Source organism: Rhodanobacter sp. FW106-HT46G03 (genome assembly GCF_058789895.1).
This window is the reverse complement of the sequence record NZ_JBYTCC010000001.1, coordinates 673,659-700,041: the sequence shown is the minus strand read 5'-3', so window position 1 is coordinate 700,041 and position 26,383 is coordinate 673,659. Positions and strand designations below refer to the sequence as shown.

Annotated in this window: 27 protein-coding genes and 3 pseudogenes; 10 read left to right on the top strand and 20 right to left on the bottom strand. The window is 64.1% G+C overall.

Going from position 1 to position 26,383, the window contains the following annotated elements:
* Positions 1-312: 312 nt before the first annotated feature.
* The 4 genes and pseudogenes from AC3WP6_RS02920 to AC3WP6_RS02905 form a co-directional block, all read right to left on the bottom strand.
* On the bottom strand, positions 313-945 hold the full coding sequence (locus AC3WP6_RS02920) for a peroxiredoxin (protein WP_492626298.1): 633 nt from the start codon (positions 943-945) through the stop codon (positions 313-315).
* Between the two features lie 264 nt (positions 946-1,209).
* Positions 1,210-1,317: pseudogene (locus AC3WP6_RS02915) on the bottom strand (transposase); the annotation flags it as partial.
* Between the two features lie 147 nt (positions 1,318-1,464).
* Complete coding sequence (locus tag AC3WP6_RS02910) at positions 1,465-2,961, bottom strand: alginate export family protein (protein WP_492626297.1); 1,497 nt, start codon at positions 2,959-2,961, stop codon at positions 1,465-1,467.
* Between the two features lie 156 nt (positions 2,962-3,117).
* Positions 3,118-4,194: an MBL fold metallo-hydrolase gene (locus AC3WP6_RS02905; RefSeq protein WP_492626296.1), complete on the bottom strand. Its 1,077-nt coding sequence runs from the start codon at positions 4,192-4,194 to the stop codon at positions 3,118-3,120.
* Between the two features lie 458 nt (positions 4,195-4,652).
* On the opposite strand from AC3WP6_RS02905, the gene AC3WP6_RS02900 reads away from it, so the two are divergent.
* The gene (locus AC3WP6_RS02900; RefSeq protein ID WP_492626295.1) at positions 4,653-5,645 is read left to right on the top strand and encodes a LysR family transcriptional regulator; all 993 of its coding nucleotides are present in this window, start codon (positions 4,653-4,655) and stop codon (positions 5,643-5,645) included.
* A 437-nt stretch (positions 5,646-6,082) separates the two neighbouring features.
* On the opposite strand, the gene AC3WP6_RS02895 is transcribed toward AC3WP6_RS02900, so the two are convergent.
* From AC3WP6_RS02895 to AC3WP6_RS02875, 5 genes are all read right to left on the bottom strand, one after another.
* Entirely contained in the window at positions 6,083-6,574 is a 492-nt protein-coding gene (locus tag AC3WP6_RS02895) for a hemerythrin domain-containing protein (RefSeq protein ID WP_492626294.1), read from the bottom strand.
* A gap of 67 nt (positions 6,575-6,641) precedes the next feature.
* The gene (locus AC3WP6_RS02890; protein ID WP_492626293.1) at positions 6,642-7,058 is read right to left on the bottom strand and encodes an MAPEG family protein; all 417 of its coding nucleotides are present in this window, start codon (positions 7,056-7,058) and stop codon (positions 6,642-6,644) included.
* A gap of 72 nt (positions 7,059-7,130) precedes the next feature.
* Positions 7,131-7,508, bottom strand: a complete 378-nt coding sequence (locus AC3WP6_RS02885) for a YkvA family protein (RefSeq protein WP_492626292.1) — start codon at positions 7,506-7,508, stop codon at positions 7,131-7,133.
* A gap of 434 nt (positions 7,509-7,942) precedes the next feature.
* On the bottom strand, positions 7,943-8,926 hold the full coding sequence (locus AC3WP6_RS02880) for a hypothetical protein (protein WP_492626291.1): 984 nt from the start codon (positions 8,924-8,926) through the stop codon (positions 7,943-7,945).
* Positions 8,927-9,026: 100 nt separating this feature from the next.
* A complete protein-coding gene (locus AC3WP6_RS02875; RefSeq protein ID WP_492626290.1) occupies positions 9,027-10,235 on the bottom strand; it encodes a S8 family serine peptidase in 1,209 nt (402 codons plus the stop codon).
* 151 nt (positions 10,236-10,386) lie between these two features.
* Between AC3WP6_RS02875 and AC3WP6_RS02870 the strand changes: the two genes are divergently transcribed.
* The gene (locus AC3WP6_RS02870) at positions 10,387-10,878 is read left to right on the top strand and encodes an RNA polymerase sigma factor (protein WP_492626289.1); all 492 of its coding nucleotides are present in this window, start codon (positions 10,387-10,389) and stop codon (positions 10,876-10,878) included.
* Positions 10,875-11,618 (top strand): anti-sigma factor family protein, encoded by a 744-nt coding sequence (locus AC3WP6_RS02865; RefSeq protein ID WP_492626288.1) that lies wholly within the window; start codon positions 10,875-10,877, stop codon positions 11,616-11,618. Before AC3WP6_RS02870 ends, AC3WP6_RS02865 begins: the two co-directional genes overlap by 4 nt.
* Positions 11,619-11,655: 37 nt before the next feature.
* Here the strand turns inward: AC3WP6_RS02865 and AC3WP6_RS02860 are convergent, their stop codons facing one another.
* Positions 11,656-12,123, bottom strand: a complete 468-nt coding sequence (locus tag AC3WP6_RS02860) for a nuclear transport factor 2 family protein (protein WP_492626287.1) — start codon at positions 12,121-12,123, stop codon at positions 11,656-11,658.
* Positions 12,124-12,210: 87 nt separating this feature from the next.
* Between AC3WP6_RS02860 and AC3WP6_RS02855 the strand changes: the two genes are divergently transcribed.
* A complete protein-coding gene (locus AC3WP6_RS02855; protein WP_492626286.1) occupies positions 12,211-12,891 on the top strand; it encodes a TetR/AcrR family transcriptional regulator in 681 nt (226 codons plus the stop codon).
* A gap of 70 nt (positions 12,892-12,961) precedes the next feature.
* On the opposite strand, the gene AC3WP6_RS02850 is transcribed toward AC3WP6_RS02855, so the two are convergent.
* From AC3WP6_RS02850 to AC3WP6_RS02825, 6 genes are all read right to left on the bottom strand, one after another.
* Positions 12,962-13,399 carry a GNAT family N-acetyltransferase gene (locus AC3WP6_RS02850; RefSeq protein ID WP_492626285.1) on the bottom strand — a complete coding sequence of 146 codons (438 nt, stop codon included), beginning with the start codon at positions 13,397-13,399 and terminating at the stop codon, positions 12,962-12,964.
* Between the two features lie 242 nt (positions 13,400-13,641).
* A complete protein-coding gene (locus AC3WP6_RS02845) occupies positions 13,642-14,121 on the bottom strand; it encodes a hemerythrin domain-containing protein (RefSeq protein ID WP_492626284.1) in 480 nt (159 codons plus the stop codon).
* A 174-nt stretch (positions 14,122-14,295) separates the two neighbouring features.
* Entirely contained in the window at positions 14,296-14,601 is a 306-nt protein-coding gene (locus tag AC3WP6_RS02840; protein ID WP_492626283.1) for a hypothetical protein, read from the bottom strand.
* A 139-nt stretch (positions 14,602-14,740) separates the two neighbouring features.
* Positions 14,741-15,181 carry a pyrimidine dimer DNA glycosylase/endonuclease V gene (locus tag AC3WP6_RS02835; protein ID WP_492628626.1) on the bottom strand — a complete coding sequence of 147 codons (441 nt, stop codon included), beginning with the start codon at positions 15,179-15,181 and terminating at the stop codon, positions 14,741-14,743.
* 59 nt (positions 15,182-15,240) lie between these two features.
* The gene (locus AC3WP6_RS02830; protein WP_492626282.1) at positions 15,241-15,522 is read right to left on the bottom strand and encodes a hypothetical protein; all 282 of its coding nucleotides are present in this window, start codon (positions 15,520-15,522) and stop codon (positions 15,241-15,243) included.
* Positions 15,523-16,156: 634 nt separating this feature from the next.
* Positions 16,157-16,555, bottom strand: a complete 399-nt coding sequence (locus AC3WP6_RS02825) for a DUF6632 domain-containing protein (protein ID WP_492626281.1) — start codon at positions 16,553-16,555, stop codon at positions 16,157-16,159.
* Between the two features lie 216 nt (positions 16,556-16,771).
* Here AC3WP6_RS02825 and AC3WP6_RS02820 point away from each other — a divergent pair, with 216 nt between their 5' ends.
* Both AC3WP6_RS02820 and AC3WP6_RS02815 read left to right on the top strand, forming a co-directional pair.
* Positions 16,772-16,912: a hypothetical protein gene (locus AC3WP6_RS02820; RefSeq protein WP_492626280.1), complete on the top strand. Its 141-nt coding sequence runs from the start codon at positions 16,772-16,774 to the stop codon at positions 16,910-16,912.
* 135 nt (positions 16,913-17,047) lie between these two features.
* Positions 17,048-17,461, top strand: a pseudogene (locus AC3WP6_RS02815) (transposase); the annotation flags it as partial.
* A gap of 708 nt (positions 17,462-18,169) precedes the next feature.
* Here AC3WP6_RS02815 and AC3WP6_RS02810 read toward each other — a convergent pair.
* From AC3WP6_RS02810 to AC3WP6_RS02800, 3 genes are all read right to left on the bottom strand, one after another.
* On the bottom strand, positions 18,170-18,550 hold the full coding sequence (locus AC3WP6_RS02810; RefSeq protein ID WP_492626279.1) for a hypothetical protein: 381 nt from the start codon (positions 18,548-18,550) through the stop codon (positions 18,170-18,172).
* 64 nt (positions 18,551-18,614) lie between these two features.
* The gene (locus AC3WP6_RS02805; RefSeq protein ID WP_492626278.1) at positions 18,615-18,896 is read right to left on the bottom strand and encodes a hypothetical protein; all 282 of its coding nucleotides are present in this window, start codon (positions 18,894-18,896) and stop codon (positions 18,615-18,617) included.
* A gap of 542 nt (positions 18,897-19,438) precedes the next feature.
* The gene (locus tag AC3WP6_RS02800; protein WP_492626277.1) at positions 19,439-19,888 is read right to left on the bottom strand and encodes a hypothetical protein; all 450 of its coding nucleotides are present in this window, start codon (positions 19,886-19,888) and stop codon (positions 19,439-19,441) included.
* A gap of 183 nt (positions 19,889-20,071) precedes the next feature.
* Between AC3WP6_RS02800 and AC3WP6_RS02795 the strand changes: the two are divergent.
* Both AC3WP6_RS02795 and ubiA read left to right on the top strand, forming a co-directional pair.
* Positions 20,072-21,072, top strand: a pseudogene (locus tag AC3WP6_RS02795) (integron integrase).
* Positions 21,073-21,121: 49 nt separating this feature from the next.
* Complete coding sequence (gene ubiA, locus AC3WP6_RS02790) at positions 21,122-22,141, top strand: 4-hydroxybenzoate octaprenyltransferase (RefSeq protein ID WP_492626276.1); 1,020 nt, start codon at positions 21,122-21,124, stop codon at positions 22,139-22,141.
* Positions 22,142-22,236: 95 nt separating this feature from the next.
* On the opposite strand, the gene AC3WP6_RS02785 is transcribed toward ubiA, so the two are convergent.
* Positions 22,237-22,962 carry a ComF family protein gene (locus AC3WP6_RS02785; protein WP_492626275.1) on the bottom strand — a complete coding sequence of 242 codons (726 nt, stop codon included), beginning with the start codon at positions 22,960-22,962 and terminating at the stop codon, positions 22,237-22,239.
* 268 nt (positions 22,963-23,230) lie between these two features.
* Between AC3WP6_RS02785 and AC3WP6_RS02780 the strand changes: the two genes are divergently transcribed.
* Both AC3WP6_RS02780 and bioB read left to right on the top strand, forming a co-directional pair.
* A complete protein-coding gene (locus tag AC3WP6_RS02780) occupies positions 23,231-25,222 on the top strand; it encodes a multicopper oxidase domain-containing protein (protein WP_492626274.1) in 1,992 nt (663 codons plus the stop codon).
* Positions 25,223-25,341: 119 nt separating this feature from the next.
* Positions 25,342-26,382, top strand: a complete 1,041-nt coding sequence (bioB, locus tag AC3WP6_RS02775; protein WP_492626273.1) for a biotin synthase BioB — start codon at positions 25,342-25,344, stop codon at positions 26,380-26,382.
* The last annotated feature ends 1 nt before the right edge of the window (position 26,383 follow it).

Genomic DNA, 26,383 nt, shown 5'->3' with positions numbered 1-26,383 from the left:
ATGCAGCTCTGGCGGAATTCGATAAAGAGGCGCGGCTCCACACGCGCTTACTCCCTCTCTCCTATGGGGAGAGGAAATAGACACATGGCAATATGACGGCCTTGACACCTTTCCAAGTTGAAACCATTGGAGCCACTCATAGCCGAGGAATATCGCTAATCAGGTTCCTGAATGGCCCGCATAAAAACAGGCGGCGCGATTGCTCGCGCCGCCTGCCAGTCAGCCGTCCTTGTTCACCAGGCATTCCGTGGCCCGACACTCACACCCAATGCGCGCTGCGAACAGGCATCACGCACCCGGGATACATCACCGTCAGGCCTTGGCGGCCTTCGCATAGCGCAAGTACGGCTTGACCTTGCGCACGCCGGTGAACTTCTGTTCCACCTCGGCATCGGAGAGCTTCGCGGACACCACGAAATCGTCGCCCGGCTTCCAATCCACCGGCGTCGCCACCGGGCCCTTGTCGGTAAGCTGCAGCGCATCAATCGTGCGCAAAATCTCGTCGATATTGCGGCCGACGGACGGCGGGTAGGTGAGGATGGTGCGCACCTTGCGCTGCGGATCGATGATGAACACCGAGCGCACGGTGACGGTCGGGTCGGCTTGCGGATGGAACATGCCGTACTGCTTGGCGATATCCAGGTTCGGGTCGGCAAGAATCGGATACCCCACCTCGCTGCCGCCCACCTCGGCAATGTCCTTTGCCCACGCCTTGTGCTCCGTCACCGAATCCACCGAAAGGCCGAGCAGCTTCGTGTCGCGCTGCTCGAACTCCGCCTTGCGATGCGCAAACGCACCCAGCTCAGTAGTGCAGATCGGGGTGAAGTCCTTCGGGTGCGAGAAGAACACCAGCCAGTGGTCACGGGCGTAATCCGCCAAATGCAGCGGGCCCTGGGTGGAATCGAGGGTGAAATCGGGGGCGACCTGACCAAGTTGCAGACTCATGTTTGCTTACTCCTGATGGTGGTTTGTCTCGACGGGTGATGCGCAACCGGCAACGGCCGGCTACATCGCCCACGGCGCCGCCAAACCGGCGACACCGTGAGAGCGGACAAACGGGAAACGTGCGACACCATGCCAAGGATTCTGGCCAGCGCCGGCCGCCGACAGAAATGGGGATAAGCCGTACGCTTATGCCGGCCGCGCATAAGTAAGGACAGCGGCGTCCCACTGGGGTACTCGGGGCCATTGTCACAACGGCTCACACCTTGCCGAGCTGACGCCGTGCCGCCGACACAGCTCGGCAACCGGGCTGCGTCCCTCAGCCTGCTTCAATGCCGCGATGATCTGGCTGTCGCTGAATCGTGACGTCTTCATGGAACCTCCTCGGGTCAGACTACGAGAAAATTCCACTTCTGGGTGCCGCTACTTTCTGAGGGGATTACCCTATCCTGTCACCGCGCGCAAGCGCTTTCTCATTATCCAAGGATTCGCCAGTGCGAACTGGCACCTTCACTTGGATACCTAAAAGTAGAATGCTCCGTAAATGGCGACGAACTGACCATCACTCCCGTGCGCTTCGTGGATCGCTCCGCCGGCGTGCATGTACTGATACGCCGCATCAAAGGTCAAATATTTGGCAGCAGCCCACCGAACAAACATGATGTAAGAGGTTCCGATATAGGAAGAGTGAGTGTTCGCGCTTCCCGGCAACGGGGCGCCAAGCCCTCCTACATAAACCGCGTCTGTCCGCGTTTCCTTCCAGTTCCCCAACACGCTCACCGACACCGTCACTGGCTCAACGGCCGTGATGGACGCTTTCGGGCCAACGGAGATGAGGTTGGACAGATGCCCGTACAATCCAAAGCCGTATCGCAGCCCATCCGAAGGAAACAAAGGATCGAAGGTTTCGGTGGTGTGATCGCCCTTGTTGCCGTCACCACTACCTACGTCCGCCTGCAAGCCGACGCTCGAACGCCACATCCAGCGGGGCAGGTTGACCCCGATGGTATTGGCGGTTGCCCATGCTCGTATGTTGTCGTGGCCGAAGTGACCGGTCTGGAACATCGCCTCGTTGCTGTAGAATAACGGGCCGGCATTGCCAAACGCACGCGTCCCCATTGTGTACCGCTCGTCGTTACCGTGTACGCCGAATGCACGTCGTCCATTCCTGCGGTAGTACAGCACGTAGAGATCCTGGCTGAACGTTTTTGGCATCCAGGCAACAGTGCCATAGATACCCGCAAACCGACCGGTACCGGCAGACGAATCGTTGAACGAACCATAATGGTTGGCGACATCCTGCACGGCAAAGGCGTTGAGCGTTACACGTTGCCCTAGCCGCACAGTGCCGCGGATGCCGTCGTACACCTCACGCACCGGAAAGCCTTCACGCACACGAAACAGCACCCCCGATCCGAACTTCATCTCTTGCCGTCCCATCCTTACAAAACCACGGGCAGCGGTTCCAACGTGGAAGTTCACGTCCGCGAACAGTTGATGCAGCTCAAAATCCGACTCGAACACCGGGAATTTCCCGCCCTTCTGCCGACCAGCGCTGAGGGTATCGCTCACCTCTCCGAATACCCGTACCGTGTTGCCGAACAAGTGAAGGTCTGCATGTACCTCTGCACGATGAGAATAGAAGCTCATGTGAGAAAGTGGGCCTTGGGGGGTTGGGTTTACGCCAAAGAACATGTTCCGCTGGTTGGTGTAAATCCCCTTGTAGCCGCCCCCCAGGCTCAAGTAAGCACCCTTTGACAGCGGCAGATAATGGATCTTGTCCAGGAAGGCCACACGATCTGTATTGGCCAGGGCGCTATAATCGTCGAGGTAGCGTGGTGGCCCTGGTCGTGGGCCCAGGTTTTTGTTGCCAGGGTGGACTTCTCCCAGGTCAAAGTTATCGGCCGCCCTGGCGTTGCCCGTCACCGCCAATAGAACGACCCCTACAGCGAGAATGCCAGCTGCGGTAGCCCTTTTCCATCGTGGGACAAAGGAGCCACACTTGATACCTGCTGACATGATCCCGTCACTCCCAGAGTTTCCATCCGCAGTGTCGTAGCAACACGGACGCAAGCAACACGCCTATCCGTGTAGGACGAATCGGTATAGCCAAAGGAAAAACGGAGCCGAACTGACCACACACACCTGCGGGGTCAGTCGGCCTCCGCGGTGCTTTTATTTCTTTACCAACGTGTATTGGGTCAAATCATGCCCAAACAGGACGGTGCCAGAAAAATATTTCTTGACCGCAGTAACATAGTCCACTCCATACGTGAGTGGCGCATCCCCGGGCACGACATGATACAGAAGAACTGTCTTCACACCCGCTTTCTTGGCCATCTCCCCTACCGCTTGAGGCGAGAGGTGTTGGTGCAACATGTGGTGACGTATTTGCTCTTTGTTGGGCGCCTTGCTGACACCAACGCCTTCGCAAGATACTTTCGGATTCAACATGAGGTCAAAGTCGAGGACTTCCGCCACTAGTACATCCGCTCCAGTCGCCAGTTTCGTCACGTTTTCGCTGGGTCCGGTGTCTCCAGTGAATACGATACTTCCTGCCGGTGTATCGAAGCGATAGGAATAGCTGAAAGAGCCCGCCTCGCGCAAGCGCTCCGGCTCCGGGTCTCCGAAATGATTATTTTCGACGGCCGTGACCTTCACGGCGCCATCATCGTAGAAAGTCACTGGCTCGTCATGCGCAATAACCGTATGCACGCCGAAAACGTGACTTGGCGGCTTCATGGTGCCGGCACCAGTATCGTCGGCATTGAAGATGTGAGCCGATACGCTCAGGAACTGCATGGCGCCGTCGAACAAGCCTTGAGTGTCCGGTGGACCGTAGATCGTAGTGAACGGCTTTTGCGTGCTGCGATCCATGTACAACGGGTCGTGGTAGTACCAGCCATTGAACCAGCTCTCAGCAAGCAACGAAACGAGCCCTGCCGTGTGGTCAAGATGATTGTGCGTGATGAAGATGCGATTCACCTTGTAGGGTGGCAATCCATATTTCATCAGTCGTCGCGTCACGCCGGTACCCGCATCAATCAGATATTGATGGTCGCCGACTGTAAGCAAGGTGGAACTTTCGGCACGCTCGGAATGAATGTCCAGTGGCGGGCCACCCATCGTGCCCAGCAGCGTGATGGTGGCACTGGTGGCGACCGTGGCATTGGGGTTCACCACTGCATCATTGGCGCCGGTTCCGACCGCTGCGGCACCGTTTGCATACAGGAACATCCCAAGCGCCAGCACGCCACATCCCAACGATAAGGGTCTAAAGCCAGTAACATGTCTCATTTGTCATCCCCCATGCGTACGAGGTTCAGGCTATTGCCGTTGCTTCGGTCGCAGCGGATCCGCGCTGCTCGGTGGCCGTATCGGCCGTCGCTTGTCTCTTCTCCCGGTAACTCCCGGTGCCCGCACCACCGCCGATACCGCCGGCGTAAACCATGCACGAGGTGCGGCCCTTCCCCTTCCTTAGCAGTCATCTGCAGGTCGAACGTCGCCTCGTCGTACCGCGACGCAGGCTTGTCGTCACCCGGTCGCGCGCGGCGTCGTTTGAAAATCGTCTTCCCCCCCCCCGGACCCAGGCGATGGTCGTGATCGCTCGGACACCGCGAGGTTTGTTCGAGATCGCTGGTGCTGTCCAATACAATTTTGTCGATACCGTATTACCGTACAGGTATCGGTCGTACCCTCGGAGCCGGCCCGTGAACCTGTCAGCCATCGATCTTCGCCACCTTCGCTACTTCGTCGCGGTCGTGGAGCAGGGGAGTTTCCGTGCGGCCGCGTTGAAACTGCACATTTCGCAACCCCCACTGACGCGGCAGATCCAACAATTGGAGGGTGCGGCGCAGGCCACCTTGTTGATCCGCAAACCTCGCGGGGCCGAGTTGACTGAGGCCGGACGGGTGTTCTACCGCGAAGCGCGCAACATCCTGATGCTGATGGACCGCGCGATAACCCACACCCATCTCACTGCCAGCGGCCAGGTCGGCCGGGTGGACGTCGGAATCTTCGGATCTGCCGTATTCGGCGCTATCCCGCGCATCACACGCGCCTTCCAGAATCGCTACCCGCGGGCCGAGGTGGCGCTGTACACCATGGGGCGCGTCGAACTGCTCCAGGCCCTGCGCGAGCGTCGGCTGACCGTCGGATTCAATCGTTTCTTCCAGCGTGAACCCGACCTCACTTGGGAACGGGTGCAGACCGAACGCATCAACGTCGCACTGGACCGGACGCACCCGCTTGCATCGGAGCGGGTGCTATCTCTTGCCAAGATCGCATCGGCGCCGCTGGTGCTGTACCCCCGCGCACCACGTCCGAGCTACATCGACCACGTCCTCACGCTGTTCAGGCGGCGTAATCTGGTTCCGAAGCAGGTTCTGGAAGTGGATGACGTCCCCACCGCTGTTGCGTTAGTGGCGAGCGGCATCGGCCTGTCTTTGGTTCCCGATTCTGCCCGCAGCCTCCAGCTCCCGAACGTGCTGTACGTCCCGCTCGACAAAAAAGACCACGCAGTGGTCGATCTGTGTGTCATCCATCGCACCGACGACGATTCGGCGCTGCTCGGCAGGTTTCTTGAGGTCGTGCGGGAGCTAGCTCCGAACCAACCACTCGCTCGCGCTGGGGCACACCAAGCGTCACACCAGTCGCAGCGCAGGACCGGAGAGAAAGAGGAGAAGTCTGATGATCCGTCCTGATTCTTCCGTAAGAGCTCACCAATAAATAAGTAGCTGATTATCCCTAGTGACTGCCCGCCCGAGTCTCGACGTTCCCTGCTTGTCCCTCCACCTCAGCCATGGAAATCGTCGGTGGTGTGCGGGACTGGTCCGGGCAAGACCCGCGCAGCATCATCGCGGCGAACTGAAAGCGACGGTTGAACCGGTACTGGGCTTCGGCCAAACACTGGCGTGCATACTTGGCCCGCTTGATCACATAATGGCGCCAGCGGCAGAGGTTCGCCATTTGGCGCCACGGCAAACGGCTCAAGGCACTACCGTTCCGCTCATTCGACAGCTACCAGCCCTGCCACGGAATGCGCCGGTGAGCTTCCGCGCTCGTGCCGGTCGGGCTGCCCAGGCCAAACGACGCGGCTGGTCGCCACCGCTGGGGGATTCGCAGCGCGACAGCGGGGCCGCTATGCCACTGGTCGGTCGCCTGGATCACCCAGCGCATCGGGCGCGCGCAAGCAGCGCCAGCCGGCGGGAATTTCCGTGCTGGCGAACATTTCCGCCAACGGCGGCTGCCCGCCCGCGGCGACGTAACGGTCGGCGACCGAGTAGATGGCTTCTTCTTCTTTGCGGTCGTGCGCGTGGAGCAGACGTTCCATGGCTGCCGCATCGTCCAGCATCGCTTCCAGATCCGCGCGTGCCTCCAGCAACGCCAGCGCCGACTCGATGTGCGGCCACATGTCGCCATGCTCGTAACGCATCTGCGCCAGCGCCATCCAGCGCGCGCGATCACGGTCGATCACCGGAAACAGCGCGACTTCTTCCACGTAGATGTGTTTGCGCAGCAGCAGCACCGCGGCGTGGAACTCCGCGCGGCTGCCCGAACCATCCACCAGCCCGGCAATGCCCAGCTCCATCTCGCGGTGCTGATCGGTGAGCAGAATGTTGTCGGACGGCATGGTCGGTAACCCGGGGGAGGTACGGAAAGTCTACCCGCACGCCCTCGGGCCCCACCGCGCCACGGCGCTACAAGCCGGCGAACAGCAGCCGGGCGGCCCAGTACAGTCCAATCACCATCTGCACGGTAAACGCGCTGAACCGCGCGGTGACGGCTGTCGGTGAGATCGACACCAGGTGGATCGAGGACTGCGCGATCCGCGCCGCCAGCAGCCAGTACGCGAGCGGGTCGGTCAGTGCGGAACGGCCAGTGGCGATGGCCAGGATGAGCAGCCCGCCAAAGATCGGCAGCCCCTCGATGCAGTTGGCGTGTGCCCGCGCCAGCCGCTGCATGAAGGCGGAAAGATTCGCGTTGTCCGGCACGAAACCGTTGGCCGGAACCTTGCCGCCCAGCACCAGCCCCGAGCGCAGGATCTCCATCCATGCGAGCAGCAACAATGCCCAAGTGATGAACCCGGCCAGCGCCATGGAACTTTGGGTAAGCATCGTGACCCCCTTCTGCAAGAACCGGCGCCGGGATCGCGCCGCGCCGAAAAACGGTTTCGGCATGCTCCACGATCAGGCGCGCAACCAGTGCCACACCCACCAGCCGGACACTACCGCCGCGGCCAGCCAGATCAGCACCACCATCGCCGCCACGCCGCAGCAAGTCGGCCGCTCCGCAGACTCGGCCGCCTTGGCCTGCGCCGATGCCAGCACCTCCACCGGCAACATCCGCAACACCAGCAACATGCCCAGCGGGACGATGACCAGGTCGTCCAGGTAGCCAAGCACCGGGATGAAATCCGGGATCAGGTCGATCGGGCTGAGCGCATAGGCGGCAACAGCAAACGCCAGCAACCGGGCCAACCGTGGCGTGCGCGGGTCCCGCGCGGCAAAGTACACCACCAGCGTCTGCCGCTTGAGTTCTCTCGCCCACCTGCGAAGACGTGACATGGATACCTCGCGCCTGACTGGAGCCGACCGGAACCAGCAGGCAGTCACCCGGCGCGGTCGGCGGCGGACAGCCATAGCTTGGCACGACCGCGTCCACGCCAGGAGCGTGGGCGGCGGAAACCAGGCCGGTGCGAGTGGCCGGGCCGAGTGCTCCCGCGCTCCATCGATCCATCAACCGGCCGCGGGTATCGGCGCACCATGATCGCGGCACGGCGGGTGCCGGGCCGGAACAGGTGCGGTGGCTTCGAAACCCGACCGCCGCCAGCCGTCGCCGTCGCTACCAGCAGCGGGCGTCATCGGAAGGCCGCGGGTCCGATCATCCGACGTCGGTCGATGCACCACGCGGCTTGCCACCGTCACCGCGAGGGTGCACGCCAAAAACGACGGAGCCCCGTTGTCCGGGGCTCCATGGCTTGCCGCATGGGCGACCCAACTCAGTGCTGCTGGGCACCTGCATTGGCGCTGCCATCGGCCTGCGCCGAGGCGGAAATACCACCATTGGTCGAACCCTGGGCGCCAGCCTGCAAGCCGCCCTGGCCACTCGCCGCGGCCGACCCCTGGCGGGTACCCGACGGTGAAGCGGCACTGCCTTGCGCGTTACCGTTGCCGGCGGCCGCGCCCGAGGCATTGACCGAACGATTGCCGTCATGGCCCACGATGTTGGACACCCCCGTCGATGATACCGACTGGCTGCCCGCGGACTGGCCCGCGGCGCTCGAACCGACCGACCCCGCCTGCGAAGACGCGCTGCCCGCCGCCTTCGACGCCAACGCGCCGGTGCCCGCGGCCGAGACGGCGCCGCCACTGATGGCCTGCCCGGCCGCGCCTTCGGCATTCGCGGCCGCCTTGCCCGCCGCGTTGCCAGCGGCATCGCGCGCACCCTGCAAGGCACCGCGGGTTCCGCTCACCGCCGACGAAGCGGTGGAACGCGCCCGGCCCGCGGCCTGTCCGGCCGCACCGGCCGCGGCATCCCGCACGCCGGAGCCATCCACGCCACTCGCTGCATCGGCGCCAAGATTGGCGGCGCCGTTGGCGAGCCCACCGACGTTGCCAGTGCTCCCCGCCACGCTGCCCGCGAGGCCGGCAACGCCACTGGCGTTTGCCTGACCATTCACCGGGACAGTGGCCTGCGTCGCAGTTTGTGCCGCCGCGGCAGCGCGCTGGCGCAGGCGTTCAGCCCGACGCTCCGCCGCCACACGATTGATGTCGGGCAGGTTGCCGGGCAGACCGACGTTGCCCATGCCGCGTGCGGAACCGCCGATCTGGCCACCGATCTGGCCGCCCATTTGCCCGGTCATCGCGGGGATCTGGCCGCCCAGCTGTCCAAGGCCGCCCAGGACCTGGGCATGGACCGGCGTCAGTGCGGCCAGGGCCAGGCCGCCGGCGAACAGAGCGATATGGAGTGTCGTGTTGCGCATGGGAGGATCTCCTGCCGGCGGCGAATCCGCGGCTTGCAGGGTCCATTACGTGCCGGCCCCAAAGATCCTTCCGCGCCGCCCGGGTGCGGTTGGAAAACGTTCAGGTTCCCGATGCCAGCAAACCATGGCCGCAGCGCGGGCCAAGGGCGTGGGCATCGCCGACCAGGGACTGCATCACCTGTGCCGCAGCGCCCGGATGCGGCGCGTCCAGCAGGCCGCTGGCCAGGTGCGCCACGATCGGCGCGGCGAATGAGGTGCCGCGCAGCAGGTTGCGGCCGTGACCAACCACGCCGGACGCGCAGAACGCCACCTGTTCGCCGCTGGCCGCCTCGGGCAGCACGCGGTCGTGCGCATCGACGCCACTGACGCCGATCACGCCGGGATAGGCCGCCGGGAACAGCGGCGGCGCCGCCGGCCCGTCGTTGCCGACCGCGGCGACCAGCACGTGGCCGCGCGCGATCATCGCCTGCACCGCACGCGCCAGCACCGGGTTGTCGGGACCGACCAGACTGATGTTGATCACCGGCACGCCTGCGCCCGCCATCCACGCGAGCGCATCGACCAGGCCCGAGGTGGTGCCGCCGACCGCGGCGCCGCACCACAGGTCGGCGGCGTACAAGGTGTCCGGACTGCCGGCGACGAGGCGCGCGGCCACCGCCGTGCCGTGCCGCGACGGGCTGGGCTGCGCGCAGCCGCGGCGTTCGATGCGCGCCCGCGCCAGCGCGGGATCGGCCGCGTCGACCCCGCCGTCGATCAGCCCCACGCGGCGTTCGGGTGCGGTTGCCGCCGCAGTGTCCAGTTCCGCTGCAGCCGCCGTACCGTCACCCGCCGGCAGATAAAGGTGCTGATAGGCAAACGCCGCATTGGGCGCGGCTTGCCGCAGGGCGCGCATCTCCGCCGCCGCGCCGCGGTGACGGGTGTCGTGCACGACCGCAAAGTCCAGCCCCAGCGACGCATCCGCGGCCGCGTCGGGTTCCACCTCGAAGCCCAGCGCGCGCACGGCGTCGAGCGATGCCCCCGCCAGGCCGATGACCAGGAATTCATCGCGCAGGATCGGCGCGCCCTGCGGGTCCACGTCCACCTGGCGTGGCGCACTGCGCAGCAGGTTGCGGATCTGCAGCTTGCGGGTGAGCGTCTGCGTCTGCTGCAGCAGGTCATCCACACTGCGCAGGTTCGTCGTCGGCAACCCGATGGGCAGTGGCGTGGCGGGCAGCGACAGGCTGCCGGGCAAGCGCTGCACCGGGCCAAGCAACTGCGCCTGCGCCGGCGCGGCATGGCCCAGCGCCAGCAGCGCGAGCAAGGCCGACACGCAGACTACGGAAACACGGCACGAAGGCATGACCGGACACCTCGGAGACGACCGGGCCGGATGCTAGCATTGCGATGATTTACGCCTTCGAACCGCGTTGCCGCGCACGCGGGAAGGAATCGGCCCCGCCAGACGTAATGGAAGGTGATGCGTGGATTCGAGCGATGCCGTACGCGAAGGACTGATCCCGCTGCTACCGCGCCTGCGCCGTCTCGCGCGGGCGCTGGCGGGCCAGGTTGCCGATGCCGACGACCTGGTGCAGATCGTGCTGGAGCGTGCGCTCGCCCGGGCCACGCAGTGGCGGCCGGATTCACCACTGGACAAGTGGGTGTTCGCGATTGCGCGCAACGCCTGGCGTGACGAGTTGCGTGCACGTGGACGCACGGCGAAGCTGTTCGCGTCCGAGGAAGCCGGCGAGACGGTAGCCGACCCCACCGGCACGCAGCCGGCGCAGCAACTGGAACTGGCGGCGGCACTGGCCACGCTGTCGCCGGATCAACGCGAGGTGGTGGCATTGGTGCTGGTCGAAGGCCTCTCCTACGACGAAGCGGCGGCCCTGCTGGAGGTGCCGGTTGGCACGGTCACCAGCCGCCTCGCACGGGCGCGCACCGCCTTGCAGGCGTTACTTGGAAACGACGCATGAACCCGATCGACGACGCAACCTTGCAGGCTTACGTGGACGGCGAACTCGATGCCGCGGCCCGCGCGCGCGTCGACGCCTTGCTGGCGCAGGACCCTGCCCAGGCTCATCGCGTGCAGCAACTGCAAGCCCTGAATGCGCAACTGCGCGCCGCGTTCGATCCGGTGCTGGACGAACCGGTGCCCGCGCACCTGACCGCCATGCTGCAACCACGCACCACGGCGGCCGCCACGCCCACGTCACTGGCCGGCCGGCGCCGCACGCACGCTGCCCCTCACCACCGGCCGCGCCGCTGGATGCTGCCAGGCGCCGCCCTCGCGGCATCGGTGGCCCTGCTTGCCGTCGGCCTGTGGTGGCACGCCGGCAACGGGTTGGTACGTACGCACAACGGCGAATCCTACGCTGCCGGCGCCCTCGTCCGTGCACTCGACCAGTCGCTGGCGAGCGAGCCGGATGCGCAGGCTCCGGTCGCCATCGGCCTGAGCTTCCGCGCGGCCGACGGCCACATCTGCCGCACCTTCACCATCCGCACGCCGCCGTCGCGCAGCGGCTTGGCGTGCCGCGCTGCTACCGGTTGGGCGCTGCCGGTGATCGCGCCAATGGCTCCGGTCGAAAGCGGCGAGCTGCGCCAAGCCGCGAGTGACCTGCCGCCCACCGTGCAGGCCGCCGTCGACGCCCGGCTGCACGGCAACGTCTTCAATGCAAGGCAGGAACGCGCCGCACGCGCGGCCGGGTGGCGATAAGCGCCAGTCACCACGCGACCAGCGGCGGCGAAAAGGCTCAGAACCCGAAATCGCTCAGGCCGGGGTGATCGTCCGGACGCCGGCCAAGCGGCCAGAAAAACTTGCGCTCGGCGGCAGCAATCGGCACGTCGTTGATGCTGGCATGCCGGCGCGCCAAGAGCCCGTGCGCGTCGAACTCCCAGTTTTCGTTGCCGTAGCTGCGGAACCAATGCTCGGAGTCGTCGTGCCATTCGTAGGCGAAACGCACCGCGATGCGCGGCCCGTCGAACGCCCACATTTCCTTGATCAGCCGGTAGTCGAGCTCCTTGTTCCACTTGCGCTGCAGAAAGGCCAACGCCGTGGCGCGATTGGTGACGAACTCGGCGCGGTTGCGCCAAGAGGTGTCCTCCGAATAACCCAGCACGACACGCTGCGGGTCGCGCGAGTTCCAGGCGTCCTCGGCCAGGCGCACCTTCTGGATGGCGGTTTCGCGCGTGAACGGCGGTAGCGGTGATTTGTTTTCCAAGGGAATCTCCAGCTCAAGCGATGAGGTAGACAGATCTGTCTACCCGACACGCTAGTCCCCCGCGGCAAACCTGTCTACACTGCTTGCATGCCCACCACGGTCCCACTCAAGCTCGAGGGTCGCCCGGCACGCGAGCGCATCCTGCTGGCCGCGCACGCGCTGTTCTACTGCGAAGGCATCCGTGCTACCGGCGTCGACCGCGTGATCGCCACGGCCGAAGTCGCCAAGCTGACGTTCTATCGCCACTTCCCCGGCAAGAACGACCTGGTGCTGGCCTACCTCGAACGCCAACACGAAAACTGGATCGCCTGGTTCACCGCGGCACTGGTGCGTCATCGCCCACGCCGCGGCAACCCGCTCGCGGCGCTCGTCCCCACCATCGCCGAATGGCTGGCCGATCCCCGCTTCCGCGGCTGCGCTTTCCTCAACACCGTGGTCGAACTCGGCACCACCCTGCCCGCGGCCACCGCGCTCTGCCGCCGCAACAAACAAGCCATGACTGCCGCCATCGCCGACCTGCTGCCGCCATCCCGTCAGCGCCCGCGCCAGGCCCGCGCCATCGCCACCGCCATCGACGGCGTGGTGATGCACGCCCAATTCGAGCCGGACGCCAAGGCACCGCTACAAGCCCTGCGCGATCTGCTACGGCCGCTCCTCGTCGAGGCCGCGGACGGAGGTCGCAAAACGGTACCGACCCCGTCAACCGGTGTAATCGCCACCGAAGCCACTCCGGTGCCGCGTACGCGCAAGCTGCGCGCCAAGAAGTGAACCTGAAACCGCTCGTCGCAACACCGCCTCAAATAAAAGCGGCCCCATGACCGGCACCGACTCAACGGCCTCAGGCGCCGTCACTGGCCACCTTTTTGAACCCCATGCCTACGCTCGCGGGTGCGGTCATCTCAAATCCGTACTGCTGATAGAGACGGTACGCTTGGCCATCCGCCAGCAGGCTGACGTAGCCTGACTCGGGCACTTCACGGGCAATGAAACCGGCAATCTCCGCCATGATGACCTTGCCGAGCCCACGTCCCTGATACTTGGGCAACACGGCGATATCCACGACCTGGAAAAACGTGCCGCCGTCACCGACCACCCGCCCCATGCCAACGGTTTCATCCCCAATCAGCAACTGGACCGCGAACAGCGTATTGGGCAAGCCGCGTTCGGACGCCTCAACCGTCTTGGGGCTGAGCCCCGCGGCCACACGAAGACGCCGGTACGTCTCCACCGTAGGCGTTTGGTTGACGATCGTGTACGCGAAACTTGCGTCACCCATTTTGAAATCTCCTTCGGTGCATGACGTCAGAATCAAGCCATGCCGCGAAGCGGTGCCCGCTTGAATCAAGAAGTGAACCTGGAACCGTTCTTCTCATGCCAACACTGGAGTCAAGCAGCGGCGCGCAACCAGTTCAGCCTGCCAACGATCTCTCCCGACCGCGCATCGTCCGCGAGTTCCGGCGCCGTTGCCGACCTGGTCAGCGTTGCTTCGGCATGCCGGGCCCGACGGTCTGCGCACCGTCAATGGGCATGTCCGTGGCCATGCCCATGGTGGCCGCCGCCCATGACCGCGGTCAGCGAAACCGCGTCGGACTCCACCAGCAACGGCAGGATGATGTCGTTCTCCTTGCGCTGGTGACTGTCGAAAATCTCGAGCAGCGCCCGCGCATAGGCCCCGGCCGCCACCGGGTTCTTCGCCGTGGCCACGTGCGCGCCGGTTTGGCGGATCAACACATGCTCGTCCAGCATCGATCGAATCAGCAGCCGCCCCTCCGGCAGTTCGCCGGCGGCCCGGTAGGTCGTGGCTTCCTCTTCCTCGGCGTGCGGGATCAGGACATTGTGGATCCACGTCTCCAGCGCGGCCCTGGCCGACGCTGCGCCGGTGCCGGACTCTGCCGCGGTCATCAGGCCGGCGCTCAGGCGATCCAGCTCCTTGATCATCGCCGCGTGGTGCGCTTTCAGTTTCCCTGCCAGTACCGCATCTTCAGGGTGGGCGCTCATGACGTTCTCCTGACCGAGTTGGGGCGGAGTCCTTTCCGGGAACGACTGATCGTAGCAACGCTGTCGGTTGCGGCGACCATCCGTGGCTCATGACGGCCGGGCGCCAGAGTGAAACAGTCCGCGGCCTTTTGCACGTCCGCCCGAAGGGAACATGAGCCCGCGACGCGACGGGCGCTATTTGTTGAACGGGCCGCGGAGCAGCAGCGCACCGTAGGACACCGCAAGCACCGCACTCACCAGGAACGCTGGCCGGATCCACGGTTGTGCCGCGTCGCCACGCAACACCCGCATCAAGCTAAGGGCGCTCACGAAGTACAGCGCGAGATTTGCGGGCACGATCGGCCTACCGTAAATGCCGCCCAACGTCGCGCGGCGTTGGAGCCAGTTGAGGACCGCCACGCCAAGCCATGCAGCCGCAAGCAGCTGCCCGAGCCAAACCGCGCCAATAGGGAACCCCGACGCCATGGAAGGCAACAACACGTCCGGCCCTCGTGGTCCTGAATTCATCGCTGTAACGGGTGCTCGTCATCGGACTTGGTTCGGCATTGGACACTCCTGAAACGTCAGGTCGGGGTGCCCACTAAACCGCAGGAACTATCGCGTCCCCTGAATCGAATTGTCAGGCGCCGCCCTGCCCCCGCTCCCATGGCGCCACCCGCCCAGCCCGGCGGCGAAACAGTGGATGACAGGCCAAGACCGCCGTGCCTTGCAATTGCGCAAACCGCTCGGGGCTGCGAACTGCCAGTTTGCGCAGCAAGTGCTGCCACTCGAACGCGAGTTGGCCGGAGGTTACCGCGATGGGCTGTGCATACTGCGCCGGGCCAAGCTTGGACTTGTTGAACGCATAACCGCGTGCGACAGCCTCGGCATAGACGGCGGCCAAGTACGAATTGATGGCAGCCCGCGGATGCGCGTGAGCCCGAAACCGCTCAAGTTGCGGATGGTGAAGGTACCCCCGCGTTTCGCCCCGCAACACTGCCCTGGCAAGCAGGGACTCACGCCACAAGGCAACCAGGCCTTGTGGATCGAGGTACTTGGGATGCAGTGACCATAAACGCATTCTGTGGTGCCCAATGCTTGAATTCAGCGGCGCACAGCGCATCCGCTGGAATGGCCCGCCTACCGTCGGCGCTCGGGATACACCCGACGTTTGCGCCGGAGAGGACGAGCCCCACCCTCGATCAACTCCACGACCGCGCCGCAGATGTGGCGGCGTCGCGCATGGGGTTGCCGGGCGCTGCATAGTGTCACACCAATGGCCGCAACGGCCTCCGAATCAAGCTGCATGAGCGTGACCGCCGCCTCCGGCTCGCCGTACGCCACCAGCTCCCGCACCATCCACTTCGGCTTGAAGGAGACAGTGGAGCGTGCACCCGAAATGATGACCTTGGGGTCGAGCACGGCAAAAGTCCGAGGCAAGGTCTGACGCGTGAGTCAAGCCGAGCCGCGAAGTGGGCTCGGCTTGAATGAACAGTTAGCCCGCAACCTCCAGTTACGTATCTGCTTTTCGCAATAGATTGATGCTGAAGCAGATCAAGCCAACAAGAAGCGTGGTTGCTCCAACTACAGCCAACCAAGTCATGCTGTCTCTACCAGTCAGAATCAGACCCAATCCAGCCATGAAAACGGGCAGACCGATGTTGTGAAGCCAGAAGTGAGCCCTTGCGAGCCTGGTCTCAGCGCAAGCCGGATAGAGGCGATAAATGATGCCCATCACGGCCAAGGACAGCCAGCCAGCAATAGGTGGGCGTGCACGGGAGCCAGGGCAAAATTATGTGCAACCCCCATGTACAGACCCAAACCTGCGCCAACAATTAGGTAGATGGCAGCAATGCGCAAAAGCTGTTTTGACATGTCATTCCCCTCAGTTGATACGACGTCAACAATGGTGCGGCGCGGACAAGGAGATAAAGATCAGGGTCTACTTCTGGCTAACACCTGAATTAAGCCGATTTGCGTGATGAAGGCAGAAGGCGGTTACGCCTTTTGTAACCGGCTTCTGCTGTGACGAAGCGAGTTCGACTTGAATGAATTGTCAGGCCGCTTGAGCAAGAGCAGAGTTCTTTGCTTTCGGAGTCAGGACTGCGAGTACGGCTGCCACGATGAAGAGTGCAGGAACGTCCCCCACGAGATGGCCGTAATTCATGGAGCTGGCCAATGCTTGGAAAGTCATGATCCCGCCATGCACCAAACTGGACCAGATCGTGAACCAGATGAGGCTGAGATGAGCAAGAGGATTACGGGAAGCCAAAAGCAAAAACACACCAAGCGTTGCGTAAATCCCCACGATCATCAGAAGGTAATCGGAGTGACCAGTGTGCCATGTCCAACCGGATGGCCAGACGGTCATCAGCAGATAGATGCCAACGATGAATGTGACACCAACCAATACCAGCGCAATGCGAAGGTATTTAAGACGAATCGACTCATTCACAGTGTTCCCCTTTTCAGTGACGGCCTTGTGGCCGTTGGTTCAGCTGTTGAACAAAGTTGATGAGGATCTCAGGCTGCGGTCTGACGCTGACGTTAAGCGTCGTGCGGATTGTTTTGCGCGTCCCCTTGAACGGGTAAAAAGAGACTTCCCCTCCCTTCGGCCACGCGGGCCATGATGGTGTTGCGATACGACCGTCACTGCGAAGAGGAAGTTCCCATGAGCACTATAACCATCGCTGTGGACTTGGCGAAGAGCGTGTTCTCCGTGTGTGAGATGGATGACACTGGGCACGTGCGGCGTCGGCAGGACTTGAAGCGCGAGCCTTTCGGGTTGTGGTTGGCGCAGTTGCCGGCGTGAACTGTGGTGGCGATAGAGGCGTGCAGCGGTGCAACCGCTGGGCGTGCCTGCACGAGGCCGTCGACGCGTGCAGCGCGCGCATCGCCCCCCCACGTGCGCGCGGACGAGCATTGCCGGCGGCTTTGCGCCCTGATCGGCGTCGGCCCCACCGCCGCCGACGCGGCCGTGGCCACGGTCACCGACACCCGCGAGTTCAAGAACGGCCGGCAGCTTGCCGCGTGGCTCGGTCTGGTGCCCACCCAACACTCCAGCGGCGGCCACGCCAAGCTGGGCGGCATCAGTTGCCGGGGCGACGCCTACCTGCGCACCTTGCTGATTCAGGGCGCCCGTTCCAGCCTGCAGCGCGCCAAGGCCGTCGCCATCGAGATGGCTACGCCCGAACAACGCTGGATACGCACGCTCGATGCGCGCCTGCCCTTCCGCAAGCTGCTGGTGGCCATTGCCAACAAACACGCCCGACAAATCTGGGCCATGCTCGCGCACGACGTCGACTACGACCCGCACGCCTGCCTGGCCCACTCGATGCACCGGCAGGCCGCCACCACCTGAACACTGCTTCGCAGCACGCTTTGGCTTCACCGTTTTCGTTCCACGTCAGCGCAGCACGGTAACGACGGGTCAGACCCACCCGGAGAGAACCTGACTAACTATTCGGATGTCCCAACGATGTGCCGGCCGATCCCCGACCCTCGACGATACCTCTGAATGAACGCGGTCCCCGGCGGGGTTTATACCCTGGTCCGCACCAGCTCCACCGGTGCAACAAGACCGTCTACGGAAATGCCGTCTGACACACGTTGCTCCCACACTCAACGCTGACTGCAACACCGCACCAATGTCAACAACACCACGACCAGCAACAGCTCGAAAGCTCAAGGCACGGACGTTATGCACTTCGAGTTGACGGGGAGTCTCCTACCGAGATGTTTGGCGGCAACCGCTGCGCCGAAATTTTCATTTCTTGTCTGGTACCCAGTAATACTCTTTCCCAATTGGTGCAATCGGCTTGATTGGTCGTATTGGCTGGATTGGTTTGATTGGTTGGATCGGCTTGATAGGCTTAATCGGAGAAATTTTCTTGATGCCAGTCGGCTTATTCCGTAGGTGCCAAGCCATATACCTTCTCCTGAGCGGGTGAACGAACGATTGAAAGCTGGTGCGAAGTGCGAGCATCTCGTCCGGCGATGTAATGACTGTCGCCTAACGCTGGAGTTAAGCGGCGGCGAAGCCGTCGGCCTTGAACGAGATGTTAGACGCCTACGGTGAGCTGTGCGCCTTGGCTGGTTGTGAAGCCGCTTCGCGTGCCTTAGCTTTGAGATAGAAGGCAGTCGTAAATAGGGCTTGCTGCTCTTTCTCCGGAGTATCCTTTTGAAGAAAGATGACTTCGCCATCGCTGGAAACTTGAGCGGTTCCGTCTGATGGTTTAGCCAACATCACAATTTGTAGAGTCGTGGGGTCGGAGTCTTCTTGGAAGGTGCCCGGAGTGGCTCCCGAGCCATCAACCATCACGACCTTGGAATGGACGGCTATATCTTGCATTGCAGCCTGAAGTTCTTGTGTGATCGTTACTTCCTTGGCTGAGGCGGTGAAGGTGCAGATGGCTACGGTAGCTACGAGCAGCTTCGAAACATGACGCATGTTGCCCCCTATGTCTAACGCTTGAGTTAAGCGGTGCCGGTACGGCGTCCGCTTGGACGAACAGTTAGATGTTCGCTCCGACCCACATGAGGCCGATGACAAGCAACTGCACAACTACCACGCCGAGATAGAACCGCCAACCAGGTTGCCGCCTAACTTTGGCTTGGACATTGTTGTAAGCCAGCACGTAGAAGTATGAATACGGAAGAAGCGCAACGAGTGCAAAAAGAACGTACCAGATAGGGCTGAAGCTTTGAAAGCAGAGCAGCGTGGTCACAAGCCACGGAATGCCCAACAGCAGCATACGACGTACTTCGCGCTTGTTGAGCCCTGCCACAACGATCATGTGCGATCCATTGCCATCTAACGATCGAGTTGAGGGGCGCGGTGGACTGGCGCCCAGTTTGCCACCGCAAACTGGGTGACAGGCCGCCGCGTCCCTTCGAATGAGTGGTTAGGCGTCATTCCGGGAGGCCAAGGGCTTTGCCTTTCCAACTGCGGCTGACTCCTTCGCGACCCTCGGCTGTGACAGTAACCGAGAAGCACGATTTGGCATCGGCGTCAGACGGAACTCGAACTCCGATGACGCCGCTCCATTCCGTCAACGAGACCGCCGCAGCCCCGAGTCGAGGCCGTGCCTCCAGTAGGTTCTGCGTTGGCATGTCGTATCCCATCTCGACGTCGTAAAGCTCTGGCACGCCTTGTAGCGACGCAATCCAGCTGCAGTTGACCGTGACGTTGAGTCTGTCGATCTGCCCTAGCGCCTCGACGTCGGACTTTGGGAAGGTCAAGAAGTGCACTTGCGATTGCGCAACTGCTAGACACGGGGCAGTTGCGAGCGAGATGAAGGCGATGATTCGAAGTACGGAGCTCATGATGCCTAACGCTTTATTTGAGCGTCGGCGTAGCCGTCCGCCTCGAATGATTTGTTAGGCAGGTCACGGGGCGCCTACGGCCAAGGCGGCTGCACGCAGCCATAAAAATAAGACCGATAACAAAGGTTGCGAACCCAAGCAAACCAAGCGACCACCCTATACGATTGAATGCCGCGATGTGTCGATTTAGGAACGCGCCATTGAACTGCAACGTGTATGCCTGAAAGATCAAATGCCCCTTAAGCAGCAGGAATAAAATTATAGAAGCAAGCAACGCATACCAAGCACTGATTGCCAAACCTGCGACATGTAGAGTGATGAGGCCAGACGCCTTGTTGCCCAGCATGACGGAGATGGATAGTGACAGCGCTCCTCCCCCAATGAGAAATACGGCATTGGCGATCGAGTCGGCGCGCGACCGAATTTCACGCCAGTCATCATTGTTGTTCTCAGCTGAAGTCAATCTTCATCCTTTGTTGGCCTAACGCTTAGTAGACCCCGAAACCGGGGTATAGCGCCGATATTCGTTGGTCGGCGAAGCGTAGTCAAGGCGGTGGAATCCTACGTTGCGACAAGGGCTTACCCGATTCCACGGGGTCCAACCGGGCCACATGCTGCGGCGGATATCCCCTCGAACGAGGTCGTTATGGGTTATCAGCCCGAAATCACCGATATGCACGGCGCCGGCAGACCGCCGCGGTTGCTGGACGAGGTGCGGCGGGTGTTGCGGACGCGGCACCACATCTTGCGTACCGAGGAGGTGTACGTGGGGTGGACTCGCCGCTACATCCTGGCCAACGGCAGGCGTCATCCGCGCGGGATGGGTGCGGAGAAAGTGGAGGCGTTCCTGTCGCGACTGGCGGTGCATGACCAGGTTGCGGCCAGCACCCAGAACCAGGCGTTGTCCGCCCTGCTGTTTTGTACCGGGAAGTATTGGGCGTGGAATTGCCGTGGCTGGACGGCGTGACGCGCGCCAAACGTCCGCGCCGGGTGCCCACCGTGCTTTCCCGCGAGGAAGCAAAACGCCTGCTGGCGGCGATGGAGGGACGGCCGTGGCTGATTGCCAGTCTGCTTTACGGCACCGGCATGCGGCTGATGGAATGTCTGCGCTTGCGGGTGAAGGACGTGGATTTCGAGCGCCACGAAGTGATTGTGCGCGAGGGCAAAGGCGGCAAGGATCGGCGCACCATGCTGCCGCGGTTGCTGGTCGAACCCATGCAACGAGAGATCGAGCGCGCTCGGCTTCTGCATCAGCAGGATTTGCATGCCGGTCATGGCGAAACGCGGCTGCCGCATGCGCGGGCGCGCAAGTACCCGCTGGCAGGGCGCGATTTCGGCTGGCAGTTCGTATTCCCCTCGGGCAAGCGCTCGCGCGATCCGCTGGACGGCATTGAGCGTCGGCACCATTTTGACGACGCGATCCTGGCGCGTGCCTTGAAGCAGGCACGGCTGACGGCGGGCATCGCGAAGCCGCTTTCCGCGCACACGCTGCGCCACAGCTTTGCCACGCACTTGCTGGAAGCGGGACACGACCTGCGCACGATCCAGGAGCTGCTGGGCCACAAGGATGTGGCGACCACCCAGATCTACACCCACGTGCTCAACCGCGGCGGACACGGGGTGCTGAGCCCGCTGGATCGCCCGTAGCGGGCGTGGCGCACGAACCGGCGCCAGTGACGCGGGCTAAACTGCCGCGATGGCTCCTTCTCCACGCAAGCGCCAGCGGCGCAAGACGGGCACGGCCAGGCCGAAGCCCACGCGTCCCGCCCGGCCGGTGGCGCCCACTGCCCGCCCGGCCGACAGCTCGGCGCGTGCGCGCGGCGTGCTCGAATGGCTGTTGCGCCGGGTCCCGCCGGCGTATCGCGACAAGGCGCGCGATTACCTGGTGCTGACGCGCATGGATCGCCCGATCGGCGCGCTGCTGCTCTTGTGGCCGGCGTGGTGGGCGCTGTGGCTGGCGGCGGGGGATTTTCCGCCATGGAAGCTGCTGGTGATTTTCACCATTGGCGTGTTTTCGATGCGCGCCGCCGGGTGCGCCATCAACGATTTTGCCGACCGCAAGCTCGACCCGCAGGTGGCGCGCACCGCAGGCAGGCCGCTCGCCAGCGGGCGGGTGACGCCGCGTGAGGCGCTGGTGATCTTTGCCGCGCTGCTGGCGTTCTCGTTCGGGCTGGTGCTGCTCACCAATCGCGCGACGATCCTGCTCTCTTTCGCGGGCGCCGCACTGGCGGCGGTCTACCCGTTCACCAAACGCTGGACCTCGTTGCCGCAGGTGGTGCTGGGCGCGGCATTCGGCTGGTCGATCCCGATGGGGTTCGCGGCGGTGCTCGGCCACGTGCCGGCGATCGGCTGGCTGCTGTTCATTGCGCACATCCTGTGGTCGGTGGTGTACGACACCGAGTACGCGATGGAGGACCGCGAGGACGATTTGAAGGTGGGCGCGAAATCCACCGCCATCCTGTTTGGCGATGCGGACGTGCCGATCATCGGCATCCTGATGGCCACGCTGCTGCTGGCGATGGTGTTCGTGGGCCAGCGCGCGCAGCTCGGCTGGCCGTACTGGCTGAGTCTGCTGGTGGCTGCCGGGCTGTTTGCCTACCAGTTGTGGCTGATCCGCAAGCGCGAGCGCGGGCCGTGTTTGGCCGCGTTCAAGCACAACAACTGGTGGGGGCTGACGGTGTGGGTGGGGATCGCGGTGGCGCTGGCGGTGAAGTGAAGGCGTGACTGCCGAACGGGCATGGGCGTTGCATCGCCCCGCTGAATGCGGGTCGGGTTGCGACCCCGCCAGTATCAAGCGTCGGGCAGCGGCGATCAGATCCTGCTTGATGGCGCACGGGCCAGCGCCCACACGTCGACGCGGGCCACCCCGGCACGCTTGAGCGCACGGGCGCATTCGGCCAGCGTGGCACCGGTGGTCATCACGTCGTCCAGTACCGCCACGTGGGCAGGCAGCGCCACATTCGAATGGATGGCGAACGCGCCGCGCACGTTGCGCCGCCGCGCCACGGCGGTGAGTTCGGTCTGGGCGCTGGTGGCACGCAGCCGCACCAGCGCGTCGCCGCGCAGCGGCACGCCGAAGTGATGCGCCAGCGGCTTGGCGAGTTCCAGCGCCTGGTTGTAGCCGCGCTGGCGCAGGCGCCTGGCGTGCAGCGGCACCACCACCAGCAACTCGGGCAGCGCCAGTGGTACCGGTTCGCGCGCCCATTGCGCCGCCAGCGCGCGACCGGCGGCCAGATCGCGGCCAAACTTGTAGCGGGTCTCCAGCCGATCCAGCGGCCAGCCGTAGCGGAACGGTGCCCAGGCGGTTGTCCAGGGCGGCGCATGCCGTTGGCACTCACCGCACAGGGCAGCGGGCGTCGGCAACGGCAAGGCGCAGCCCGCGCAGCAGGCGGTGTTGCGCGGCAGCTCGGCGACGCAACCGGCACACAGCTCGCCACCGGCAAAACCGGGGGCACCACACAGCAGGCACCGCGGCGGCAGCAACCAGGCGTGCAGTGCGCGCAGCGGCGCGGCAAGGTGGACGGCGGCGTGCAACATGGGTCCGGTGTGTCAGCGGCAGAACCGGCATGCTGGCAGCGCACGTGCCGTACCGGCAGCGGCGGCCACCGCGCGGTGGCGTAGGCGCAGTGCGCATCGGTTTTGCGCCAGCAAAATCACTGCCGCGACAAGTAACCTCACGTGACCTTGCCGCGCGCACCGTACACTTGTGCAGTTGAGCACCCACCGCGCCGGGCTGGCAGCCGTACGGCGGCCGGTGGCAGTGTTTGCAACTGAACCTTCCAACTCGTGATTCAAGGGAATAACCATGGCTGGTCCTGACCACCAAGCACCTACTGTCGGAACCTGGTCCGCCGTTGCCGGCACCGCGCTGCGCGTGGCGTTCGGCATGGTCTGGCTCGTAGGCGCCGCACTCACCTACTCGCCCGATTTTGCCGCGCATTACGTCGGCTACCTGCACAACGCCGCCAACGGCCAGCCGGCCTGGTCGGCCTGGTGGTTCGCGATGTGGATCGGGCTGGTCACGCCGCACGCGGGGTTGTTCGTGTGGCTCACGCGCTTCGCGGAAACCGCGCTGGCGCTGGCGCTGATTTTCGGTTTCGCGCGCAAGACCACCTACATCGTCGGCCTGCTTTTCAGCTTGTTGATATGGAGCACGGCCGAGGGCTTTGGCGGGCCGTACTCGGTGGGCGTGACCAACATTGGCGCGGCGCTCAGCTACGTGCTGATCTTCGCCGCCCTCATCATCGTCAACTATCGCGTCGGGCCCAGCCTGTACAGCGTCGATTACCTGATCGAGAAGCGCTGGCCGACATGGCGCACGGTGGCCGAGTGGAACGTGGAAGCCGAGCCGAACGATGCCGCACGCCTGCCATGGCGGGTGCAGGCACCGGCACTGGGCGCGATCGTGGTGCTGGTTGCGCTGCTGCTGGCCGGCTTGCAGAGCGCGTTGAACGTGAAATCCGCTTCGCCGACGGCCGCCGCGGCTGCAGTGTCGCCGCTGTCGCTGGCCTCCAGCGCGCCGGTCAAGCAGGCGCGCGACGCCGCGCTGCCGCCGGTGGCGGAAGGCAACAGCGTCGATGTGAATATCGCCTCCAGCAACGACACGGTGGAGATCGCCAGCGGCGTGCAGTACCAGGCGTGGACGTTCGGCAAGACCGTGCCCGGCCCGGTGATCCACGTGCGGCAGGGGCAGACGGTGAACGTCACCTTCACCAACCGCGGCACGATGCAGCATTCGATCGACTTCCACAGCGCGATCACCCCGCCCAGCCTGCATTACGTGGAGCTGATGCCGGGCGAGTCGATCAAGTTCTCGTTCGTGGCGCACGTGCCGGGCGCGTTCCTCTACCACTGCGGCACGCCGCCGGTGATGCTGCACATTGCCAACGGCATGTACGGCGCGATCATCGTCGACCCGGCCACGCCGCTGCCCGCCGCGCAGGAGAGCTACGTGCTGGTGCAGGGCGAGTGGTACACCTCGCAGGTGGCTGGCAAGTTGATGGGCGCCAACTTCGACAAGATGCAGGAAATCCGCCCGGATGAAGTCGTGTTCAACGGCGCCGCGTTCCAGTACCGCGACCACCCGCTGACCGCCAAGCCGGGCGACCTGGTGCGGCTGTACGTGGTCAACGCCGGCCCGAGCCTGTGGAGCGCGTTCCACGTGATCGGCGCGATCTTCGACAAGGTGTATCCAGGTGGCAACCCGGCGCAGGCGATCGACGGCGTGTCGACCTACAGCGTTGGCCCGGGCGAGGGCGCCATCTTCGACCTGAAACTGGACGAACCGGGCAAGTACCCGTTTGTCGACCACTCGATGGCACACGCGCAACTCGGTGCGATTGGCGTCCTGCAAGTGCAAAAGCCGGGCGAAGCGCTGACCAAGCCGGAGATCACCAAGGCCGCCGCACCGGAAAGTGCCGCCGTCGCGCCACCGCCGGCCGCCACCGGTCCGTACAAGTTCGACCCGGCACGCGGCAACGAGTTGTATGCCACCAACTGCGCCGCGTGCCACCAGGCCAGCGGTGAAGGCCTGCCGGCAACGTTCCCGCCGCTCAAGGGCAACCCGGCGGTGCTCGACGCCGACCCGGCCAAGCAGATCTCGGTGATCCTGCATGGCCTCCAGGGCCAAGCGATCAACGGCCAGGTCTATCCCGGTGCCATGCCGCCATTTGCGGGCAGCCTGAACGATGCCGACATTGCCAACATCGCCAACCACGAGCGCACTTCGTGGGGCAACCAGGGCAAGACCATCACCGCCGATCAGGTGAAGGCCGCGCGCGCGGCGGGCGGGAAGTAAGGGCAAGGCGGGCGCGCCACGCGCCGCCCGCCTCGGCTACGTCAACCGACCTACGCCTATGTCGGTTGACGTAGCCAGATCAGATGACCAGACTTGCGGGCTTCCATAGGGAGCCCGTCATGCCTGAAGTCCTGCTGCGCCACGATTGGACGCGCGCCGAGATTGCCGCCCTGTTCGCGCTGCCGTTCAACGACCTCCTGTACCGCGCGCACACCGTGCACGCCGCGCACCACGACGCCAACGCGGTGCAGATTTCCACCCTGCTCTCGATCAAGACCGGCGGCTGCCCCGAGGATTGTGCGTACTGCCCGCAGGCGCAGCGCTATCAGACCGGGGTCGTCGCGCAAAAGCTGCTGGAGGTGGACGAAGTCGTGGCGCAGGCGAAAGCCGCGAAGGCCGCCGGGGCCAGCCGGTTCTGCATGGGCGCCGCGTGGCGCGGGCCGAAAGACCGCGACATCCCCAAGGTGGCCGCCATCGTGCGCGCGGTGAAGGCGCTCGGCCTGGAGACCTGCGCCACGCTGGGCCTGCTGGGCGAAGGCCACGCGCAGGCACTGAAGGGCGCCGGGCTCGACTACTACAACCACAACCTCGACACCGCGCCGGAGTACTACGGCGAGGTCATCCACACCCGCGAGTTCGACGACCGCCTCGACACGCTCGAACAGATCCGCGAAGCCGGACTCAAGACCTGCTGCGGCGGCATCGTCGGCATGGGCGAAACCCGTGAACAGCGCGCCGGTTTACTGCAGGCACTGGCGAACCTGCCCGAGCACCCGCAGTCGGTGCCGATCAACCAGCTGGTGCCGGTGCCCGGCACGCCGCTCGAACACGCGGAAAAGCTCGACCCGTTCGAGTTCGTACGCACCATTGCCGTGGCCCGCATCGTGATGCCCGCATCCATCGTGCGCCTCTCCGCCGGCCGCCGGCAGATGGACGACGCGGTGCAGGCACTGTGCTTTTTTGCCGGCGCCGGTTCGATCTTTGCCGGCGAGAAGCTGCTCACCACCGACAACCCCGATGTGGCGCACGACTGCGCGCTGTTCGCGCGGCTCGACCTGCATCCGCTGATCCCCGCGGGCATGACCGACACCGCGCACGCCGACCTCTACACCGGCGACACCTGCTGCAACGGCAGTTGCAGCTGCGGCGCCGCGGCGTGAG